Origin of the sequence: Streptacidiphilus alkalitolerans (assembly GCF_042511045.1) — a bacterium.
Classification (GTDB): domain Bacteria; phylum Actinomycetota; class Actinomycetes; order Streptomycetales; family Streptomycetaceae; genus Streptacidiphilus; species Streptacidiphilus alkalitolerans.
Genome location: NZ_JBHEZX010000007.1, coordinates 371,190 through 389,771, shown reverse-complemented (window position 1 = coordinate 389,771; position 18,582 = coordinate 371,190). Strand labels below are relative to the sequence as shown.

The following is an 18,582-nucleotide window of genomic DNA, read 5'->3' as shown; positions in this document are numbered from 1 at the left end:
ACCCATTCTGGCCCGGCCCCGGCCGCGGCGCCCGCGGTCAGTCGGCGGTGACCGCCGTCAGCTCCGCCAGGTCCTGGTCCGAGAGCTTCAGCTCCGCCGCGGCGAGGTTGTCCTCCAGATGGGCGACGCTGGACGTGCCGGGGATCGGCAGCATCACCGGGGAGCGGTGCAGCAGCCAGGCCAGCGCCACCTGGGACGGGGTGGCGTCCAGCCGGGCGGCGATGTCGCGGAGCGGCCCGCCCTCGCCCGCGAGCGCGCCGGTGGCCAGCGGGAACCAGGGGATGAAGCCGATGCCCTGCTCCTCGGCGTAGTCCAGCAGCGGTTCGGAGCTGCGGTCGGTGAGGTTGTAGCGGTTCTGCACGGTGGCGATCACCGCGGTCTCCTGCGCTGCCTTCAGCTCCTCCACGCTGACCTCGGACAGGCCGATGTGGGCGATCTTGCCCTCCTGCTGCAGCAGCTTCAGCTCGCCGACCTGGTCGGCCAGCGGCACCTTGGGGTCGATCCGGTGCAGCTGGAACAGCTCGATCCGCTCCACCCCGAGGTGACGCAGGCTTAGCTCGGCCTGCTGGCGCAGGTACTCGGGCCGGCCGACGGCTCGCCAGTCATTGGGGCCGGAACGGGTGAGGCCGGCCTTGGTGGCGATCACCAGGTCGGCCGGGTAGGGGTGCAGCGCCCGCTTGATCAGCGGCTCGGCCACCACCGGGCCGTAGGAGTCGGCGGTGTCCAACAGGTTCACGCCGAGCTCGACGGCCCGGCGCAGCACCCGGACCGCCTCGTCCGGATCCTTCGGGTCGCCCCAGACGCCGGGGCCGGTCAGCTGCATCGTGCCGTAGCCCAGCCGGGTGACCGTGCGCTCGCCGCCGAGGTCGAAGGTTCCGGACTGCGTCGCGATTCCTACACCCATGGTGTTCTCCAGGTCGGGTCGGTGACTGCCATTCATCAACTGGGCCCAACAACCGGGCCGGCGAACTTATTCACCGCTACTCGTCCGCCAGCAGCTGCTCCCGCAGCCGGGCCAGAGCCCGGGAGAGCAGCCGGGAGACATGCATCTGCGAGATCCCCAGCCGGGCCCCGATCTCGGACTGGGTCAGGTCGGCGCCGAAGCGCAGCCCGATGATGGAGCGCTCCCGCTCGGAGAGGGCGGCCATCAGCGGCTTGAGCGAGGCCAGGTCGTCCACCGCCGCCAGCGCGGGGTCGACCGCGCCGGAGCGCTCCAGCGGGGCCCGGCCGTCGTCGGCGTCGTCCTGGGTGGTGAAGAGGTCGAGCGAGCCGACGGTGTAGGCGTTCGCCGCCAGCACCCCCTCCCGCACCTCCGCCTCGGTCAGCCCCAGGTGGGCCGCCAGTTCGGCCTCGCTGGCGGCCCGTCCCAGCTGCTGCGACAGGTCGTCGCCCGCCTTGGCCAGCCGCAGCCGCAGCTCCTGCAGCCGGCGCGGGACGTGGACGGTCCAGCTGGTGTCCCGGAAGAAGCGGCGGATCTCGCCCAGCACGGTCGGCATCGCGAAGGTCGGGAACTCGAACTCCCGCTCCGGGTCGAACCGGTCGATCGCCTTGATCAGCCCGATCGTGCCGACCTGGACGATGTCCTCCATCGGCTCGCTGCGCCCGCGGAACCGGGCGGCGGAGAACTTCACCAGGGCCAGGTTCAGCTCGACCAGGGTGTTGCGCACGTACTGGTGCTCGTGCGTCCCCGGCTCCAGTGCGGCGAGGCGGCGGAACAGCGGTCTGGACAGCGCCCGGGCGTCCGCGGGAGACATCCGCAGCGGATCGGCCGGCCGTGCCGGCAGGGCGGACGTCGTGGTCATGGTGTCCCTCTCGCGCTTGTGCACCGTCCCAGCTACGCGGTCCATCGTTACCCGCGTTCCGGCGCACCCGCATCAGCGGAAAGGGATCGGCCCGACTGGGCCGAACCGGGGACCGAGGCCGTCCGGCCCGCCCCCGCGCGTGGTCGCGGGGACGGGCCGGAACGGGTCGGCGGTCAGGAGAACAGCTGCAGCTCGGAGAGCTGGGCCGCGGGCCAGCCGGTGTTGCCGCTGAAGGTCAGCCGCAGATAGCGGGTGCTGGTGCCGGCGGGCAGGGTGATGCTGACGGTGTTTCCGCTCGCCGGGTCGAAGGTGTAGCCGGCCGGACCGACCAGGGTGCTGAAGGTCGAGCCGTCGGTGCTGCCCTGGACCTGCACGGTCTCGGTGCGGGTGGCCCAGGCGGTGGCGGGCGGCAGGTCGAGCACCGCGGTCCGCACCGCCGTGCTCGCGCCCAGGTCGACCTGGAGCCACTGCGGGAAGGCGTTGCTCGCGCTCTCCCAGTAGCTGCTGGTGCTGCCGTCCACGGTGTTGCCCGGGACATAGCCCTGGGTGGAGCTGCTTGCGCTGGCCGGACGGCCGAGCGCCAGGTCGGTGCCCGCCGGCGGACCGCCCGGGTTCCCGCCGGAGGAGCCCCCGGCGAAGATCTCGAACTCGGAGATCTGCCCGGCCGGCCACCCGCTGTTCGCGGTGATGTTCAGCCGCAGGTCGCGCTCACTGGTGCCGGACGGCAGCGGGATGGTGACGCTGTTCCCGGTCGCCGGGTTGAAGGTGTAGGAGGCCGGGGCGACCAGGGTGCTGAAGGCCGAACCATCGGTGCTGCCCTGGACCGACAGGGTCTGCGCCCTGGTGGCCCAGGCCGAGGACGGCGGCAGGGTCAGCGTGATCGAGCCCAGCGCGCGGGTCGAGCCGAGGTCCGCCTGCAGCCACTGCGGCAGCGCGTTGTTGGCGCTCTCCCAGTAGCTGCCGGTATTGCCGTCGTTGGCGTTGGACGGCGGGAAGCCGGGGGCGGAGCCGGACGCCGTCATCACCGCGCCGAGGGCGAGGTTGGGGTTGCCGCTCGGCGTGGTCCCGGTCCCGCTGAGCGCGACCGTCAGCGGGCTCTGCCCGCTGCCGCCGGCCACCGTGAGCGTGCCGCTGCGGGCACCGGCGGCGGTCGGGGCGAACACCACCCCGACCGTGCAGGAGGCGCCGGCCGCCAGGCTGCTGCCGCAGCTGCCGCCGGACCGGGCGAAGTCCCCGCTCGCGGTGACCGAGGACAGGGTGGCCGCGGACCCGCCGCTGTTGCTCAGCGTCACCGTCCTGGCGGCGCTGGTGGTCCCGGTGTTCTGGCTGCCGAAGTCCACGCTGGTCGGGCTGGCGGAGACGGAGGCGGGTGGTGTGACCGGGGCCGGACCGGTGACCGACAGCACATTGGTCAGCACCGCGCTGCTGAACTGGGACTGCAGGGTGCTGGCGGTGGCGGTCTCCACCTGGAAGCCGCCGGTCTGCGAGGCCCGCGGCGAGCCGAAGCAGCCGCCCGCGGTCTGGGTGCCGACATGGGTGGAGCTGTCGGTATTGCCGGTGACGGTCCAGTTGCTGACGCCGTTGACGGCGTAGCCGTAGCCCATGTAGGCGCCCTGGAGCGTGTTGCCGGTGACCGAGGCGCCGTAGTTGGTGCCGGTGGTGCAGTTCCACACCTGCTGGCCCATGGCCAGGCCGACCTTGATGAAGGCGCTCTGGGCGTTGATGGTGTTGCCGCTGACGGTGGTGCCGGTGTAGTTCCCGTTCATCGGCGCGTAGTCGACCATGTTGATGCCGCCCAGCAGCTGCTGGGTGACCGCGGTGACGGTGTTGTTCCTGATGCTCGATCCGGGGGCGCCGAAGACGACGATGCCGCCGTCGGTGGCGTCCTTCACACTGTTGCCCTGCACCAGGCTGTTTCCGCAGGCCAGCGAGATGCCGTCGGCCCAGGTGCCGTCCGGGGAGGCGGTGCCGGCCGGGCCGATCTGGTTGTTCAGCACCTGCGCGCCCTGGCACTGCGGGACGCTGTTGGTGACGGCGCCCTCGATCAGGTGCAGGGTGGACCAGCTGCGGGTGTCATGGGCGTAGACCTGCTGCACGGTCTGGTTGGAACCGGCGCCGCCCATCTCCATCAGCGCGCCGCCGGTGGCCACCCGGCCGAGCGCCGGCCTGCCGCCGTCGATCTGGATGTTCTGCACGGTCACCCCGGACTGGCCGCCGCCGTCGACGGCCGTGGTCAGCGTGCCACCGCCGATCCGCAGCACCGCGCGGGTGCTGTCGGTGGGCAGGCCCTGGGTGTAGAGCTGCTGGTTCGGTGCGGTGAAGACGACCGGGTTGCCCAGGGTGAAGACCGCGCCGGGGCAGAGCACCGCGGTCGCGCCGGTGCCGCTGAGCGCCGCGTTGATCGCGGCCTCGGTCCCGGACGGGATGCAGGCCGCCGCGGGGGTGGCGGCCCGGGCGGTGCCCTGGGCAGTGAGTTGCAGGCTCGCTGCGGCGAGTATCGCGCCGACCAGCGCTGCCGTCCGCCGCAGTGGCGGGAGGAACTGTGCCATCTGACGCTCCACGGCCGAGGGGGGTGGGTGGGGGTCCCTCGCGGGCCGAGGGGAACAGTAGGACGCCCCGGTGGCTCTCGCAATCATTTGGACGGAACTCCGCAATATTCACTGCCTGTTGGCGCAAAAACATCGATGCAGATACGCAAGACCACCCGTTCGGCTGCTCCCGCATGCGCCGCGCCCGGTCCGCCCGAAGGCTGGCCCCAGCGGCGCCGCCCCGGGCGCGCGGAGGGAGCGCAGGCGATGAGCAGTATGGACGTCCCGGTCGGCCGTGAGGGCCCCGCGGTTCCCGCCGGAAGGGCGAGCGCGGCCCGCGTCGCGGCCAACCCGCGGATGAGCTGGCTGACGCTGGCGCTGATGACGACCAGTTCGGTGGCCAGCCTCCGGGCCGCGCCCACCATGGCCGTGTACGGGCTGGCCTGCGTGTTCCTCTACGTGGTGCCGGCCATCGTGTTCCTGCTGCCGACCGCGCTGGTCTCGGCGGAGCTGGCCTCGGGCTGGGAGGGCGGGGTCTACAACTGGGTGTCCCAGGGGCTGTCCAAGCCGCTGGGCTTCCTGGCGGTGTGGTGCCAGTTCGCCATGACGATCTTCTACTACCCGAGCCTGCTCGCGTATGTGGCCAGCACCATCGCCTATGTGGTCAACCCCAAGCTGGCCAGCAACGGCCTCTACACCGCCATCGTGATCATGGTGCTGTACTGGGCCGGGGTCTGGGTCTCCTCGCGCGGCACCGGCGCGGTGGCCGGGCTCGCCTCCTGGGGCCTGGTGATCGGGACGCTGATCCCGGGCGCGCTGCTGGTGCTGCTGGGCTTCGTCTTCCTGGGCCAGGGCAACGGCTCGGCCGCCCCGATGGACGCGCACCACATCCTCCCGGCCTGGACCGGTCTCGCCAGCCTGGTGCTGATCGTCAACAACTTCCTGAGCTACTCCGGGATGGAGATGAACGCGGTCCACGTCTCCTCGCTGAAGAACCCGGCCAAGGAGTTCCCCAAGTCGATGTTCACGGCGATGGGCCTGGTCCTGGTGATCTTCGTACTGCCGGCCCTGGCCATCAGCTGGGTGGTGCCGGCCGACCAGCTGAGCCTGACCGCCGGGGTGATGCAGGCGTTCGACGCCTTCTTCCAGTACTTCCACATCGGCTGGCTGACCCCGGTGATCGCGGTCGGCCTGGTCGCCGCCTCGCTGGGCGGGATGCTGACCTGGCTGGCCGGCCCGTCCAAGGGCCTGCTGATGATCTCCCGTCAGGAGGGCTATCTGCCGCCGGTGCTGCAGAAGCTCAACAGCCACGGCATCCAGCAGAACATCCTGGTCGCGCAGGGCGCGGTGACCACCCTGATCGCGCTGCTCTACGCGCTGATCCCGGACGTCTCCTCGGCCTACTGGATCTTCTCGGTGATCACCACTCAGGTCTACCTGATCGTCTACCTGCTGATGTTCGCCGCCGCGATCCGGCTGCGCCGCACCCAGCCCGACCATCCGCGCGGCTACCGCGCCCCGATGCTGGTCACCCTGTGCGTGGTCGGGCTGCTGGCCTCGGCCGCGGCGATGGTGATCGGCTTCGTCCCGTCCTCGCAGTTCGGCGGGAGCAGCGTCTGGTCCTACATCGGGCTGATCGGCGGCGGGCTGCTGCTGCTCGGCGTGATCATCCCGTTCGGGCTGCTCAAGCTGAGCAAGCCGAGCTGGCGGGACGGCGCCGCGGCCGACGCCGTCGCCGCCGAGTTGGAAGGGGGCGCGCGGTGAACCGCTCGATGATGGCCTCGCAGCACCGCTGGATCTACATCGGCTCGATCGTGCTGCTGATCGTGATGCTGGTGGTGGGGCTGTTCACGTTCAGCGCGGCACACACCGGCAACGCCGCCAACCGCAAGGCCCAGGACCTGGTCAAGCAGCTGACCGCGGCCGGCTACGACGCCCCGGACCAGGGCCAGATCGCCAGGACCCTCGGCACCGACGGCGGGGTCGTCTGCAAGGATCCCAACAGCGCGCTGAAGCAGGCGCTGTGGCTGTCCAACCTCTCCAACGGCGCGGGCGGCCCCGGGCAGCGACCGGTGATCGCCGACCAGCGGGTGCTGGACGCCGGCGCGGTCGTGGTCGAGGTGTACTGCCCGGACGAGCTGGCGACCTATCAGAAGAAGATCAACGACCTCAAGACCGGGAAGACCGTGGAAGATGACTGACAATCCCTCCGCCACCCCCGACGCGGCCTCCGCCGTCCCCGACGCGGCCGTCCCCGACCTGGCCGGGCGCATCGCCGCGCTGATGCCCCGCGCCCAGCAGGACCTGGCCGAACTCGTCGCCATCCCCTCGGTCGCCGACCCGCGGCAGTACCCGCCCGAGGAGTGCCGGCGCGCGGCCGACTGGGTCGCCACCGCGTTCACCGAGGCCGGACTGCTGGACGTGCACCTGGCGCTGACCCCGGACGGCAGCCACGCCGTGCTGGGCCACCGCCCGGCCCCGCCCGGCGCCCCGACCGTGCTGCTGTACTGCCACTACGACGTGCAGCCGCCGCTCGGCGAGGCGTCCTGGACCTCGCCGCCGTTCGAGCTCACCGAGCGGGACGGACGCTGGTACGGGCGCGGCGCGGCCGACTGCAAGGGCAATGTGGTGATGCACCTCACCGCGCTCCGGGCGCTGGGCGACAACCTGCCGGTGGGCATCAAGCTGGTGGCCGAGGGCTCCGAGGAGCAGGGCACCGGCGGCCTGGAGGCCTACGTCCCCGGCCACGCCGGCGACCTGCTCGCCGACGCGCTGCTGATCTGCGACACCGGCAACGCCGCGGTCGGCGTCCCCACCGCGACCAGCTCGCTGCGCGGACTGGCCAATGTGGTGGTCAGCGTCTCCACACTGCGCGGTGACGTGCACTCAGGGATGTTCGGCGGCGCCGCCCCGGACGCCCTGGCGGCGCTGATCCGGATCCTCGACTCACTGCGCGGCCCCGACGGCGGCACCGTCGTCCAAGGCCTGGACTGCACCGGGAGCTGGGACGGGGTCGGCTACGACGAGCAGCAGTTCCGCACCGACGCGGGCGTGCTGGACGGAGTGGAGCTGATCGGCGGCGGCACGGTCGCGGACCGGCTGTGGGCGCGTCCGGCCGCGACCGTGCTCGGCATCGACTGCGCGCCGGTGGTCGGCTCGGCCGCCGCGGTGCCCGCCACCGCGCGGGCCAGGGTCAGCCTGCGGGTCCCGCCCGGCACCGACCCGCATGCCGCCCTGGCCGCGCTGACCGCGCATCTGCGGCAGGCCGCGCCCTGGGGGGCCAGGGTCGAGGTGGAGCCGGAGAGCACCGGCTCCCCGTTCCGCGCCGCCACCGGCGGCCCCGCCTACGCGGCGCTGGACCGGGCCGCCCGGGCCGTCTACGGCAAGCCGCTCAGCTATGTCGGCCAAGGCGGCTCGATCCCGCTGTGCAATGTCTTCGCGGAGACCTTCCCCGACTCCGAGATCGTGCTGATGGGGGTGGAGGAACCGCTCTGCGCGATCCACGCGCCGAACGAGAGCGTCGACCCGGCGGAGATCCAGCACATGGCCGAGGTCGAGGCCCGGTTCCTGCTCGAGTACGCCGCGGCCCACCGCTGACGCGCTGACGCGCTGACGCGCTGACGACGACAGCGCACCGCCGGCAGCGAGACGCTGCCGGCGGTGCGCTGTTGTCGGTGCGCTGCTGTCAGTGCGCTGCCGGACCGGGCTTCAGGGCGCGGCGGCGGGCTCCGGCTCCAGTTCCGCCCCCGACAGGGTCGTCGCCCGGAACGCCGACCGGTCAAGGCCGGCCCAGTTGTCCGCCATCAGCCGCTGCGCACCCAGCACCGCCGCGTGCTCGCAGTCGTCCGCGACATGCACCGGCAGGTCCGCCTCGATCCGGATCGCCTCCTCCAGGCCGTGCAGCTTGGCCGCGCCGCCGGTCAGCACCAGCCCCCGCTCGAAGATGTCCGCGGACATCTCCACCGGGCAGCCCGCCAGCACCGCGGTGACCTGGTCGCAGACCGCCGCCACCGCGCGCGGCAGCAGCAGCTGCCGCAGTTCCTCCACCGGCAGCGACAGCCCGCGCGGGCGGCCGGTCGCCGCGTTCTGCCCGCGCACCGGCACGCTGTCGCCGGCGCCGGCCACGCTCAGCGCGGTCTTCACCTGCTGCGCCGCGCCCGCGCTGACCACCAGTTGGTACTCCTCGCGCAGGTAGCGGGCCACCAGCGCGTCCAGCGCGTCGCCGCCGAAGCGGGTCGAGCGGGAGGCGATGACCCGGCCGCAGACCAGCAGCGCCGCGCTGGTGTGCTCGGCGCCCAGGTCCACGATCACCGAGGCGTAGGGGGTGTCCACCGGGATGCCCGCGCCGACGGCGGCGGCCAGCGCCTGCGGCACCAGCCGCACATCGGTGAACCCGGCGTCCCGGCACAGCTGCCGCAGCGCGGCGGTGCCCAGGTCGGTGACCGCCGCCGAGATGCAGACGCCCATCCGCCCCCCGAAGCTGTACCGGCCCCGGCCCGCGTCGCGCAGCATGGAGCGCAGCATCAGCAGGGTGACCGTGTGGTCCGCGACGGTACCGCCGGCGGTGGGACGGCACAGCTGCATCGCCCCCCAGGTCCGGCCCTCCATCACCAGCGCGTCGTCGCCCATGGCGAAGACCGTGCCGTCCTCGTCCAGCACGGCCCGGGCGACCGTCTCGGCCACCGGCACGTCCGCGCCCAGCCGCAACCGCAGCGACGCCGCACCCAGATCAATAGCAGCACAGGATCGAAACTGGGCCACGTGTTCCTCCCTCAACGAACAACCGGCAGCCGACAACCGGCAAACCCTGCTTCGATCAGAACGCCGCCGGGGCCGGGCCGCCAGGCGGGACCGACCGTCCGGGCGAATCTGACCCCCGATCAGACCTGTGCCACAGCCAGCGCAGCACGAACACGCTGCTCAGCGCGGCCAGCGCGCACCAGGTGGAGACGAACGCGGTCTGCCACAGCGTCAGGCACACCGCCGCGCCCACCCCGCAGACGATCCCCAGCAGCCGGATGTCGTGCTCCCCGCTCGCCAGCAGCGCGCCCACGGTGGCCAGCAGATAGCCGGCCCCCACCAGCGTCGAGTGCGGCACGCCCACGCCGTAGCGCAGGGTGTGCCCGTCCACCGAGGCGGTCACCGGGCCGTCCAGCACCGCGACCAGCAGCAGCACCGAGGTGGCGATCCCGATCACGGCGAACGGCAGGATCCGCCGCCGCAGCCCGGGCATCGCCACCAGCAGCACCGCCAGCGGCACCAGGGCCGGCAGCAGCGGATAGGCGATCAGCGCCCAGGCGGTCCTGGCCGCCGCCGCGGGACCCGCGCCGAGCCGCCCCTCCGCGCCCCACCAGACCAGGGCCTCGATCAGCTGGTGCGCCCCGAGGATCAGCGGCAGCGCCGCCAGCGGCAGTTCCCTGGCCCGGCGCACCCGTGCCAGCGCGACCACGCCCAGCGCCGCCACGGTGCCGCCCGCCACCAGATCGGCCGTGGAACTCCAGCACATCGCCGTCTCCCGCCGCCGCTCCCAGCCCGACCGGTCCGTCCCGCCAACCTAACCGCTGGGGCAGCCGGATGCCCGCGGAGCCGGTGCCCGCGGTGTCGGTGTTCGCAGGGTCGGTGCCCGCAGGGCAGTCGTCCGGGCGGTGGCGGCGCGGGCAACGGCATGTGCCGAACGCCCGACGTTTGCCTGAAGGAGTCCACTCGACACTGCGTCAGCTGCCACTCTGGGCAGCCGGAACGTCCGCCGACCGAAGGAGAACCCATGCTCCCCCGCTCCCGCCGCCGTGCCCGTACCGCAGCCGTGACCGCGACCCTCCTGCTGGCCTCGCTCACCGCGCTCCCGGCCGCGAGCGCCCAGGCCGGCACCGCGGGCCGGGGTAATCCCCCGGCCTCACGCGCCTGTGGCAGCGCCGGCTGGGTGGTGGGCTACAGCGACGCGCTGAACAAACTCGCCGTGGACGGCGACACCGTCGGCGGCCTGTCCGCGCTGAGCTACGACCCCCGGCGCCACGCCTACGGCGCCATCGTCGACCACACCACCGGCGAACTGGCCAAGATCTGGTTCTTCGACGACCCGGCCGAGCCGCATGTCGTCGGCAGCCTGGTGCTGCGCAAGCCGGACGGCACCGCCTACGACGAGAGCGACTTCGACGGCGAGGGGCTGACCGTCCTGGACAACGGCAACTACCTGGTCAGCTCCGAGACCGAGCCCTCGGTGCGGGAGTTCGACCGGCAGGGCATCGAGCAGCTGGGCCTGCGGATCCCGGCCCGGTTCCTGGTGGCCCCGGCCGGCCAGGCCACCTCCAACGCCACCCTGGAGGGCCTGAGCGTCTCCCCCGACGGGCGCACCGTCTACGCCGCGATGGAGGGCGTCCTCAGCGGCGACATCAGCAGCACCGGGGACGCCAACGACCGCCGCATCCTGGTCTACCGGGCCAACCACAAGCACGGCTACGACCTGGTCCGGGAGGTCGGCTACCGGGTGGACCCGGGCAACCGGATCTCCGAGGTCGCCGCCTACGGCTCGCACGGCCTGCTGGTCCTGGAGGCCGCCTTCACCGCCGGCGTGGGCAACACCATCCGGGTCTACGCCGCCCCGCACGCCCTGCACTCCCCCGACGTGACCGGGGTGGCCGACCTCGGCAACGCCCCCGGCTCGCTGCTGGCGAAGAAGAAGCTGCTGGTGGACGTGGCCCAGTGCCCCTCCCTCGGCGCCACCGCCCCCGAACCCCAGCCCAACCCGATCCTGGACAACTACGAGGGAATGACCCTCGTCCCCGGATCGAGCCGCTCCGGCGTCAACGAACTCCTCCTCATCAGCGACGACAACTTCTCCACCGCCCAGAACACCCGCCTGCTGCGCCTGCAGGTCAAGCTCCCCTGACACCGCGTCACGTCACCCAGACACAGCGGTCCCACCCGAAACCTCCGGTTGGGACCGCTGTCTGCTATCCCGCTGTACTGGACGTAATCTGCTCCGCGAGATCATGAGACATGGCCGCGATCTCCCACCGAACCGCCTCGTCCGCCGGGTGCCGCACGGACCGCGAGTGCACCCATTCGCAGACCTGGCCACACTCAGGGCACGCTGCTACTACGTCGCCCCTGATCCGCAGCGGATCCCGGCCCACTGAAGCAGATCACCGGCTACGAATATCTTGGAAGAGCCAAGGAACCAAGGAGACTGTCACAGCACCCTGGAGCAGCACTTATGGCTAACGCCTACGGATCAGCAGCTCAGCCTCATCTGAATGACCAGAGAGTTGACCAGCTTCGCGGATCTGCTCGATCGTCATTGAACTGGCCAATTCGATCGCGTCATGGATCCCATCGCCATTTCCGCGATCAAGCGGAGTCAAAAGCCAGCGAACTGCCTGAACCAGGTCAACAGCAGTTCCAACACCATCACGATAGCGCTGCGCCGCCACGAGCATCGCAGGGACATGTGAAGATCTAGCCGCCCTGACGTACCATTGCAAAGATTCGTCATCGAGGCCCTTTTTCGCGCACTGGTCCCCCAGCACGGCACACGCCTCCGGAATTCCTAGTCCCCCGGCCACCTGCAGCCACTTTGCGAATTCTCGGAAGTTCTTCCCGGCCCCATACCCACGGTAATAGTTAACCGCAAGATTGAAGGCCGCATAGCCGTCGCCCGCCTCGGCGGCAGCACGGTACAGATCGTTAGCCCTGCTCGGATCCGGAGCTACACCCATCCCACCGGCAAGGACGAATCCCAGCTCCCTCATTCCTTCGATGACAGCCTCACCAGCAGCCGCCTCCAGCAATGAGGTCGCACGGGGGAGCTGTTCGCCACGCTCCAGGAGTAGGCCGGCCACAAGGACCTTCGCGTCGAGATCTCCCTGATCAGCCAGGATCTCCAGCTGAGGCTGGAGTTCCCGAGCCTTGTCCCGCCCCTCCGCCGACCCCCTGCGCTTGGCATGGAAGTACCAGTTGCCAGCAGAGATGAAATCTCCAGCATCCGTGGCCTGGTCACCGCGCTCCAGGAGCTCCTGAATCGAAACCCCTTCGGGGAATACACGCCAACTCGGCACCGCTCCACCCATGGATATCTCCTCATGATCAGCACCACGGTGGCCGGTTAGCCTATGGAGGTGATCCTACCGTACGGACCACCTCCACAGGCCTACGTGCCATGCAGAGCAGTCCATACAAGATGGGTAGTCATACGCCATCCATGACCCAGCCGGTGTACATACATTTATGGATGTCGGGTCAGATACGTACAGATGGACACCTAGCTGAGCGGCTCTATCTTGGAACCAGCCGATACAGTTGTCGCACATGTCTCGACCGACAGAGATTGAGATACCGGGACGGAGAGTCGAAGCCTGCTTCTCGGCATGGGAAAGGCAGTGGGCCCCGTCTCCCCCGGAATTGTCAAAGAAGAAAGGTGTGCGATCGGTCGGCATTGCCGCGTACACTTGATTAGGCATCGCCCTCCCGCAACCGGCCGGATGTCCGTGGCGAAACCGCTGGCTGGGGTGGTCAGCGTCCGATGACGCGGTCGCCGTAGTAGTCGGCGAGGCTGTTGATGGCCTCCTTCCAGCCGCCGGTGTTGCCGGTGGATGACGAGGTAGAGGACTTTGAGCGCTGCTTCCTCGTCGGGGAAGTGGCCGCGGCGGCGGACGGCTTGGCGGAGGCGGGTGTTCGGCCCCTGGCTCGAATCGGGGTGCCACCGCTTCGTAGTAGACGCGGTCGGACTGTTCACTTGGGAACCCGAGCGGAGTGTCTTCGGTGAGTCGGGTGTTCACCGTGCTCCGATGCACCCACCGCCCTGACGGTCAGCGGTGCCGTGCCACAGGTCACGAGAGGTGGGGGATCGGCGTGGGTTCCGGGTCCGGGGCCGAGCAGCCGCCCGCTCGTGCTGCCTTGACGGCGTAGGTCTGCGCGGTGGCCACGTAGCCGTTGACGGTGTCGATCTGGGCGTTTGCCTTGGCAACCTGCGCCACGGCGACATTGTGCGCACTCGTCATCTCGGAGGCCACGTCGCCCGGCAGGGGTCCTCCGCCGTCTCCTGCGTACGAAGGGTCCGCCGCCTGTACGACAGCCAGGTCCGCGCGTAGCTGCGGGAGGGCCGAGCGCAGATCCGCCAGGTCCGAGGTGACACTGTCCAGGTCGCTGCTGACGGTGTAGGAGTCAGACTGGACGGTGTAGCCGTCGCTGGCGACGGTATAGGCGTCACTGCACACGGTGTCGACGTCGGTGCCCTGCTTCGCCTCCGAGACGACCTGCCCCTCCGCGACCTCTTCGCCGGAGACGTCGTTCAAGGCGGTGTGCAGGTCCGGCTGGATCTGCCCGACGTCGGTCACCAGGGATGACTGGTCGTTCCCCAGCGCCGCGTAGTCCTTCTGCAGTTGGGCGATGGACTGCTGGGTGTACATGGCGGTCCGCGCCTGCCCGTTGGCACTGTCCACGGTGGTGCGCAGCGAGGCGAGAGCCGCGTTGTACTGGGCCGGGGTGGCGCTGGTGAAGTCCACCGGCGCGATGGTGCCGTCCTGTTGGACGACGTTGAGGGTCAGGGCACCGCCGGCCAAGGTACCGGTGTCGGTGTGCCCACCCTCCTGGAGGGCGATGGTGGACCCGCTGACCTGCCCGAACACGGACTGGTTGACGTGGGGGACCACCGTCTCGGACGGGGCCGTTCCGGAGACGGCAGCGGTGTCCAGGGTGCCCGAGAACGAGCCGCTCGCGTCCACCTGCCAGGTCAGGTAGGCCACCGTCTCGGGTCCCGTGTTCAAGTAGCCGACCACCCCCGGGACCTGCGCCGGGTCGGTACTCGCGGCACTGGAGCGGGCAGCCGGGGCGATCTGCGGGAGCACGGGGTTCGCCGAGGTGCTGCCCGCAGTCGAGCGGCTGAGGTCCAGTGCGTACGCGCCCCCGCCCGCGATCAGGAATGCGGCTACCCCGACGCTGAGCAGGGTGAGGTGACGGCGGTTCACACAGGGCTCCTGGGTTCGGGAGCTGGAGCGTACCGAGGGGTGACAGTGATGTGAGGGCAAGGTGTCCGGATCGTGACGGAACGGCTCGTCAACCCACCTTCAGCGGCACCACCAGGCGCGTCAGCGGGACGTCCTCGCCCAGGGCTTTGAGCATGTTGCTGTCGTAGACCACCGGCGGGCCCGGCCGGACAGCGAGCTGCACCAAGGCATTGAGGTCCTCTGGACCAGCTCCAGGACATGCACCCGGTACCCGAGTTCGATGTCCAAGGACAAGTTGGGCACCTTGACGGCCCGGCTCGGCTTGGTTGATGAGTGGGCGGATACCAGCACACCCACTGCTCACCCGGGCTCGGCCCGCCCGGTCACCCCGCCCTACAGCGGGACCGGGCGGCCACCACTGTCCAAGTATCCCAACCTGGCCCGCTCGGTCAAAGCCCTGGCCATCGAGGTTGGAAAGGCTGCCGCCAGGCCGGTGTCCCGGCGCGAGGGCTCGCGTCCGGGCAAGGGCCGCAGGGGTCTGAAGCGCATGTACTCGCGGTTCGTGGCCCTGCGGATCCGTCCCGCCGAGGACGGGCCGGTCCAGTTCTGGCTCTCGGACCTGCCCGCCGGCACCGCGCTGACCACCCTGGTCCGCATGGCCAAACTGCGCCGGTGCATCGAGCACGACGACCGCGAGATGAAGCAGGCCCTGGGTCTGGTCAACTTCGAGGGCCGCACCTTCATCAGCCCGTCGGCAGTGGCGTTCCGGAACCGTCCGGGGTTCCGGAACCCGTCCAGCTGCTTGACATGGTGTTTACAAGGTCGGAACCTTCGAGGCACGCGTGAGAGCGCTCTCACGACGCTGGCAACTTCCGACAGGGGACTTGCATGCCAGTCGAACATTCCACCCCGCCACACTCTCTGATGCATCGTCAGCACGGTCGGGCGGTGATCGCGATGGCCCTGGCGGCCACCCTGGTCGCCGCCCTGCTGCTGGCCCTCACCGGCTCCCCCGCGCACGCAGCAGGCACGCTGCTTTCGCAGGGCAGGCCGGCCACCGCGTCCTCCACCGAGGCCGTGGGCACACCCGCCTCCGCCGCCGTCGACGGCGACACCACCACCCGCTGGTCCTCCGCCTTCAGCGACCCGCAGTGGCTGGAAGTGGACCTCGGAGCGAGCGCGACCATCAGCCAGGTCGTGCTCAACTGGGAAGCCGCCTACGGCACTTCGTTCCAGATCCAGACCTCCCCGGACGGGACCGCCTGGACCCCGATCTACACGACCACCACCGGCACCGGCGGCGTGCAGACCCTCAACATCAGCGGCACCGGCCGCTACGTCCGGATGTACGGCACCGCCCGGGCCACGCCCTACGGCTACTCGCTCTACGAGTTCCAGGTCTACGGCACCGGCGGCACCGGCGGGCCGACCACCGCGCCGCCCGGCACCTGCGGCACCGCCAACGCCGCGCTGAACCGCCCGGCCACCGCCTCGTCCACCCAGAACGCGACCTTCCCGGCCTCCGCCGCGGTCGACGGCGACACCGGCACCCGCTGGTCCAGCGCCGCGAGCGACCCGCAGTGGCTGCAGATCGACCTCGGCAGCCAACTGCCGGTCTGCCAGGTGGTGCTGAACTGGGAGGCGGCCTTCGCGTCCGGGTTCCAGATCCAGCTGTCCACCGACGGGACGAACTGGAGCACGGTCTACACGACCACCACCGGCACCGGCGGCGTGCAGACCGTCACCGTCTCCGGCACCGGCCGCTACCTCCGCCTCTACGCGACCGCCCGCGGCACCCAGTGGGGCGACTCGCTCTGGGAGTTGACCGTCCACACCGTCGGCGGGGCCACCACCCCGCCCACCTCCGCACCGCCGAGCACCAACCCGCCCGGCGGCGGCAACGGCAACTGCCCCTGGGTGGGCTCGACCGCGCCGGTCGCCACCCGGGTCGCCCAGGTGATGGCGCAGATGACGCTGGACCAGAAGATCTCCATCCTGCACGGCAACGGCAACGCCTCCCCGTACATCGGGAACATCACCGGCATCCCCTCGCTCTGCATCCCCAACATCGGGCTGCAGGACGGTCCTGCGGGCGTCGGCGACGGTTTGGGCGGGGTCACCCAGATGCCCTCCGGCAACCTCTCGGCGGCCACCTTCGACACCGCACTGGAGCAGCAGTACGGCGCGGCGATCGGCGCCGAGTTCGCCGGCAAGGGCGCGGCCGTGGCCCTCGGCCCGACCCTGAACATCGTCCGCGACCCGCGCTGGGGCCGGGCCTTCGAGAGCTTCAGCGAGGACCCGTACCTGTCGGGGCAGATGGCCGCGGCGGACATCAAGGGCATCCAGAGCCAGGGGGTGATGGCCGAGGCCAAGCACGCCGCGGTCTACAACATCGAGAACCCGGCCGGAACCGTGGTGGTGGACAACCGCACCATGCAGGAGCTCTACCTGCCGGCCTTCCAGACCGCCGTCACCCAGGGCGCGACCGCGGCGGTGATGTGCGCGTACAGCATCGTCAACAGCGTTCCCGCCTGCCAGAACCCGGCCCTGCTGAACACCCCGCTCTACCAGCAGGCCGGCTTCGGCGGCTTCGTCACCAGCGACTGGGGCGGCACCCACTCCACCGTGGAGTCGGCCAACGCCGGACTCACCGTGGAGATGCCCAACGGCTACTTCTTCGCCGACTTCCTCAAGCAGGCAGTGCAGGCCGGGACGGTCAGCCAGGCCACCCTGGACACCATGGTCACCCGGCTGCTTACCCAGTTCTTCGCCTTCGGCCTGTTCGACAAGGCCCCCAGCGGCTCCCCCACCGCGACGGTCACCACCGCCGCGCACAACGCGGTCGCGCTGCAGGGCGCCGAGGAGGGCACCGTCCTGCTGAAGAACAACGGCATCCTGCCGCTGTCCACCGCCACCACCCACTCCATCGCCGTGCTCGGCTGGGACGGCGGGGCCGGGGTGCAGTCCATCGGCGGCGGCAGCGCCACCGTCACCAGCTCCGGCACGGTCTGGCCGCTGACCGGCCTGCAGAACCGGGTGGCCGGCACCGGCACCACCGTCACCTACAACGACGGCACCGACCTCACCGCGGCCACCAACCTGGCCCGCAGTTCGGACGTGGCCATCGTCTTCGCCAGCGACAACTACGGCAACGAGGAGCACGACACCACCACGCTGGACCTGCCCGGCACCCAGAACCAGCTGATCGAGGACGCGGTCGCGGCCAACCCGCACACCATCGTGGTCCTCAACAACAACTCGGCCGTCTCGATGCCCTGGCTGAACCAGGTCGCGGGCGTGTTCGAGGGCTTCTACTCCGGCCAGCAGATCGGCACCGCGATGGCGGCGCTGATCTTCGGCGACGTCAACCCGTCCGGCAAGCTGCCGGTCACCTTCCCGAACAGCCTGGCCGACGTGCCCGCCAACACCCCGGCGCAGTGGCCCGGCGTCAACAACCAGATCACCTACTCCGAGGGCCTGGACGTCGGCTACCGCTGGTACGACGCCAAGAACATCACCCCGATGTTCCCGTTCGGCTTCGGCCTCTCCTACACCAGCTACGCCTTCAGCAACCTCCAGGTCGGCGCGCTGAACGGCGGCAACGCCACCGTCACCGCGACGATCACCGACACCGGCGCCAAGGCCGGCACGGACGTGGTGCAGCTCTACGTGGGCGACCCCGCCTCCACCGGGGAGCCGGTGCACCAGCTGCGCAACTTCCAGCGGGTGAGCCTCACCCCGGGCCAGGCCAAGACCGTGACCTTCACGGTGTCGGCCCACGACCTGGCGTACTGGAACACCGGCAGCAACAACTGGACCACCGCGGCGGGCAGCTACCAGATCCTGGTCGGCGACTCCTCCCGCAACCTCCCGCTCACCGGCAACCTCACCGTCGCCACCGCGATGACCGCCAAGGCGACGGCCGACACCGACGCCGCGACCAGCGGCGCCGCCGCTCTCACCGTCGCCAACCCGCACGGGATGAGCAGCCCCGTCGGCGCCCAGGTGAACTGGGCCTTCGCCCAGCCCGCCACCGGCACTACCTACACCGCCACCGGCCTGCCCGCCGGTCTGGCCATCAGCTCCACCGGCCTGATCTCGGGCTCGGCCACGACCGCCGGCAGCTACACCGTCACGGTCACCGCCAGGAACACCGCGGGCGCCTCGGGCAGCGCCAGCTTCGTCTGGACCGCCACCCCGGCCCAGAAGTAGCCGCCCACCGGCGGGTCGGGCCGCCCGGGAACCGTCCCGGGCGGCCCGACCCGTGCCAGGGGGTGCAGTCGACGCGATTCAGGGCAGGCGTGATCGGCG

The 18,582-nt window shown here is 70.8% G+C and carries 12 protein-coding genes and 2 pseudogenes; 6 read left to right on the top strand and 8 right to left on the bottom strand.

Going from position 1 to position 18,582, the window contains the following annotated elements; translation table 11 throughout:
* Positions 1-37: 37 nt before the first annotated feature.
* The 3 genes from ACEZDG_RS19095 to ACEZDG_RS19085 all read right to left on the bottom strand — a co-directional run bounded on the left by ACEZDG_RS19095 (position 38) and on the right by ACEZDG_RS19085 (position 4,351).
* A complete protein-coding gene (locus ACEZDG_RS19095) occupies positions 38-904 on the bottom strand; it encodes an aldo/keto reductase (protein ID WP_380510852.1) in 867 nt (288 codons plus the stop codon).
* Between the two features lie 76 nt (positions 905-980).
* On the bottom strand, positions 981-1,802 hold the full coding sequence (locus ACEZDG_RS19090) for a SigB/SigF/SigG family RNA polymerase sigma factor (RefSeq protein WP_380510849.1): 822 nt from the start codon (positions 1,800-1,802) through the stop codon (positions 981-983).
* A gap of 173 nt (positions 1,803-1,975) precedes the next feature.
* Positions 1,976-4,351 (bottom strand): discoidin domain-containing protein, encoded by a 2,376-nt coding sequence (locus tag ACEZDG_RS19085; protein ID WP_380510846.1) that lies wholly within the window; start codon positions 4,349-4,351, stop codon positions 1,976-1,978.
* A gap of 246 nt (positions 4,352-4,597) precedes the next feature.
* Between ACEZDG_RS19085 and ACEZDG_RS19080 the strand changes: the two genes are divergently transcribed.
* The 3 genes from ACEZDG_RS19080 to ACEZDG_RS19070 are packed head-to-tail and all read left to right on the top strand — an operon-like array spanning position 4,598 to position 7,927.
* Entirely contained in the window at positions 4,598-6,094 is a 1,497-nt protein-coding gene (locus ACEZDG_RS19080; protein WP_380510843.1) for an APC family permease, read from the top strand.
* The gene (locus ACEZDG_RS19075; RefSeq protein WP_380510840.1) at positions 6,091-6,531 is read left to right on the top strand and encodes a hypothetical protein; all 441 of its coding nucleotides are present in this window, start codon (positions 6,091-6,093) and stop codon (positions 6,529-6,531) included. The genes ACEZDG_RS19080 and ACEZDG_RS19075 overlap by 4 nt, the downstream gene beginning before the upstream one ends.
* A complete protein-coding gene (locus ACEZDG_RS19070; RefSeq protein ID WP_380510837.1) occupies positions 6,524-7,927 on the top strand; it encodes a dipeptidase in 1,404 nt (467 codons plus the stop codon). The genes ACEZDG_RS19075 and ACEZDG_RS19070 overlap by 8 nt, the downstream gene beginning before the upstream one ends.
* Before the next feature lie 111 nt (positions 7,928-8,038).
* Here ACEZDG_RS19070 and ACEZDG_RS19065 read toward each other — a convergent pair whose 3' ends face one another.
* Positions 8,039-9,091, bottom strand: a complete 1,053-nt coding sequence (locus ACEZDG_RS19065) for a rod shape-determining protein (RefSeq protein ID WP_380510834.1) — start codon at positions 9,089-9,091, stop codon at positions 8,039-8,041.
* Between the two features lie 55 nt (positions 9,092-9,146).
* A complete protein-coding gene (locus ACEZDG_RS19060; RefSeq protein WP_380510832.1) occupies positions 9,147-9,836 on the bottom strand; it encodes a DUF6629 family protein in 690 nt (229 codons plus the stop codon).
* Positions 9,837-10,094: 258 nt separating this feature from the next.
* Here ACEZDG_RS19060 and ACEZDG_RS19055 point away from each other — a divergent pair, with 258 nt between their 5' ends.
* Positions 10,095-11,216, top strand: coding sequence for an esterase-like activity of phytase family protein (locus ACEZDG_RS19055; protein ID WP_380510829.1), 1,122 nt, complete (start codon positions 10,095-10,097; stop codon positions 11,214-11,216).
* Between the two features lie 331 nt (positions 11,217-11,547).
* Here the strand turns inward: ACEZDG_RS19055 and ACEZDG_RS19050 are convergent, their stop codons facing one another.
* The 3 genes and pseudogenes from ACEZDG_RS19050 to ACEZDG_RS19040 all read right to left on the bottom strand — a co-directional run bounded on the left by ACEZDG_RS19050 (position 11,548) and on the right by ACEZDG_RS19040 (position 14,292).
* Positions 11,548-12,396, bottom strand: coding sequence for a tetratricopeptide repeat protein (locus ACEZDG_RS19050; RefSeq protein WP_380510826.1), 849 nt, complete (start codon positions 12,394-12,396; stop codon positions 11,548-11,550).
* Positions 12,397-12,902: 506 nt separating this feature from the next.
* Positions 12,903-13,001: pseudogene (locus ACEZDG_RS19045) on the bottom strand (transposase); the annotation flags it as partial.
* Positions 13,002-13,155: 154 nt separating this feature from the next.
* Positions 13,156-14,292: a hypothetical protein gene (locus tag ACEZDG_RS19040; RefSeq protein ID WP_380510824.1), complete on the bottom strand. Its 1,137-nt coding sequence runs from the start codon at positions 14,290-14,292 to the stop codon at positions 13,156-13,158.
* Between the two features lie 322 nt (positions 14,293-14,614).
* Between ACEZDG_RS19040 and ACEZDG_RS37885 the strand changes: the two are divergent.
* Both ACEZDG_RS37885 and ACEZDG_RS19030 read left to right on the top strand, forming a co-directional pair.
* A pseudogene (locus ACEZDG_RS37885) lies at positions 14,615-15,013 on the top strand (IS701 family transposase); the annotation flags it as partial.
* 215 nt (positions 15,014-15,228) lie between these two features.
* On the top strand, positions 15,229-18,483 hold the full coding sequence (locus ACEZDG_RS19030; protein ID WP_380510994.1) for a discoidin domain-containing protein: 3,255 nt from the start codon (positions 15,229-15,231) through the stop codon (positions 18,481-18,483).
* The last annotated feature ends 99 nt before the right edge of the window (positions 18,484-18,582 follow it).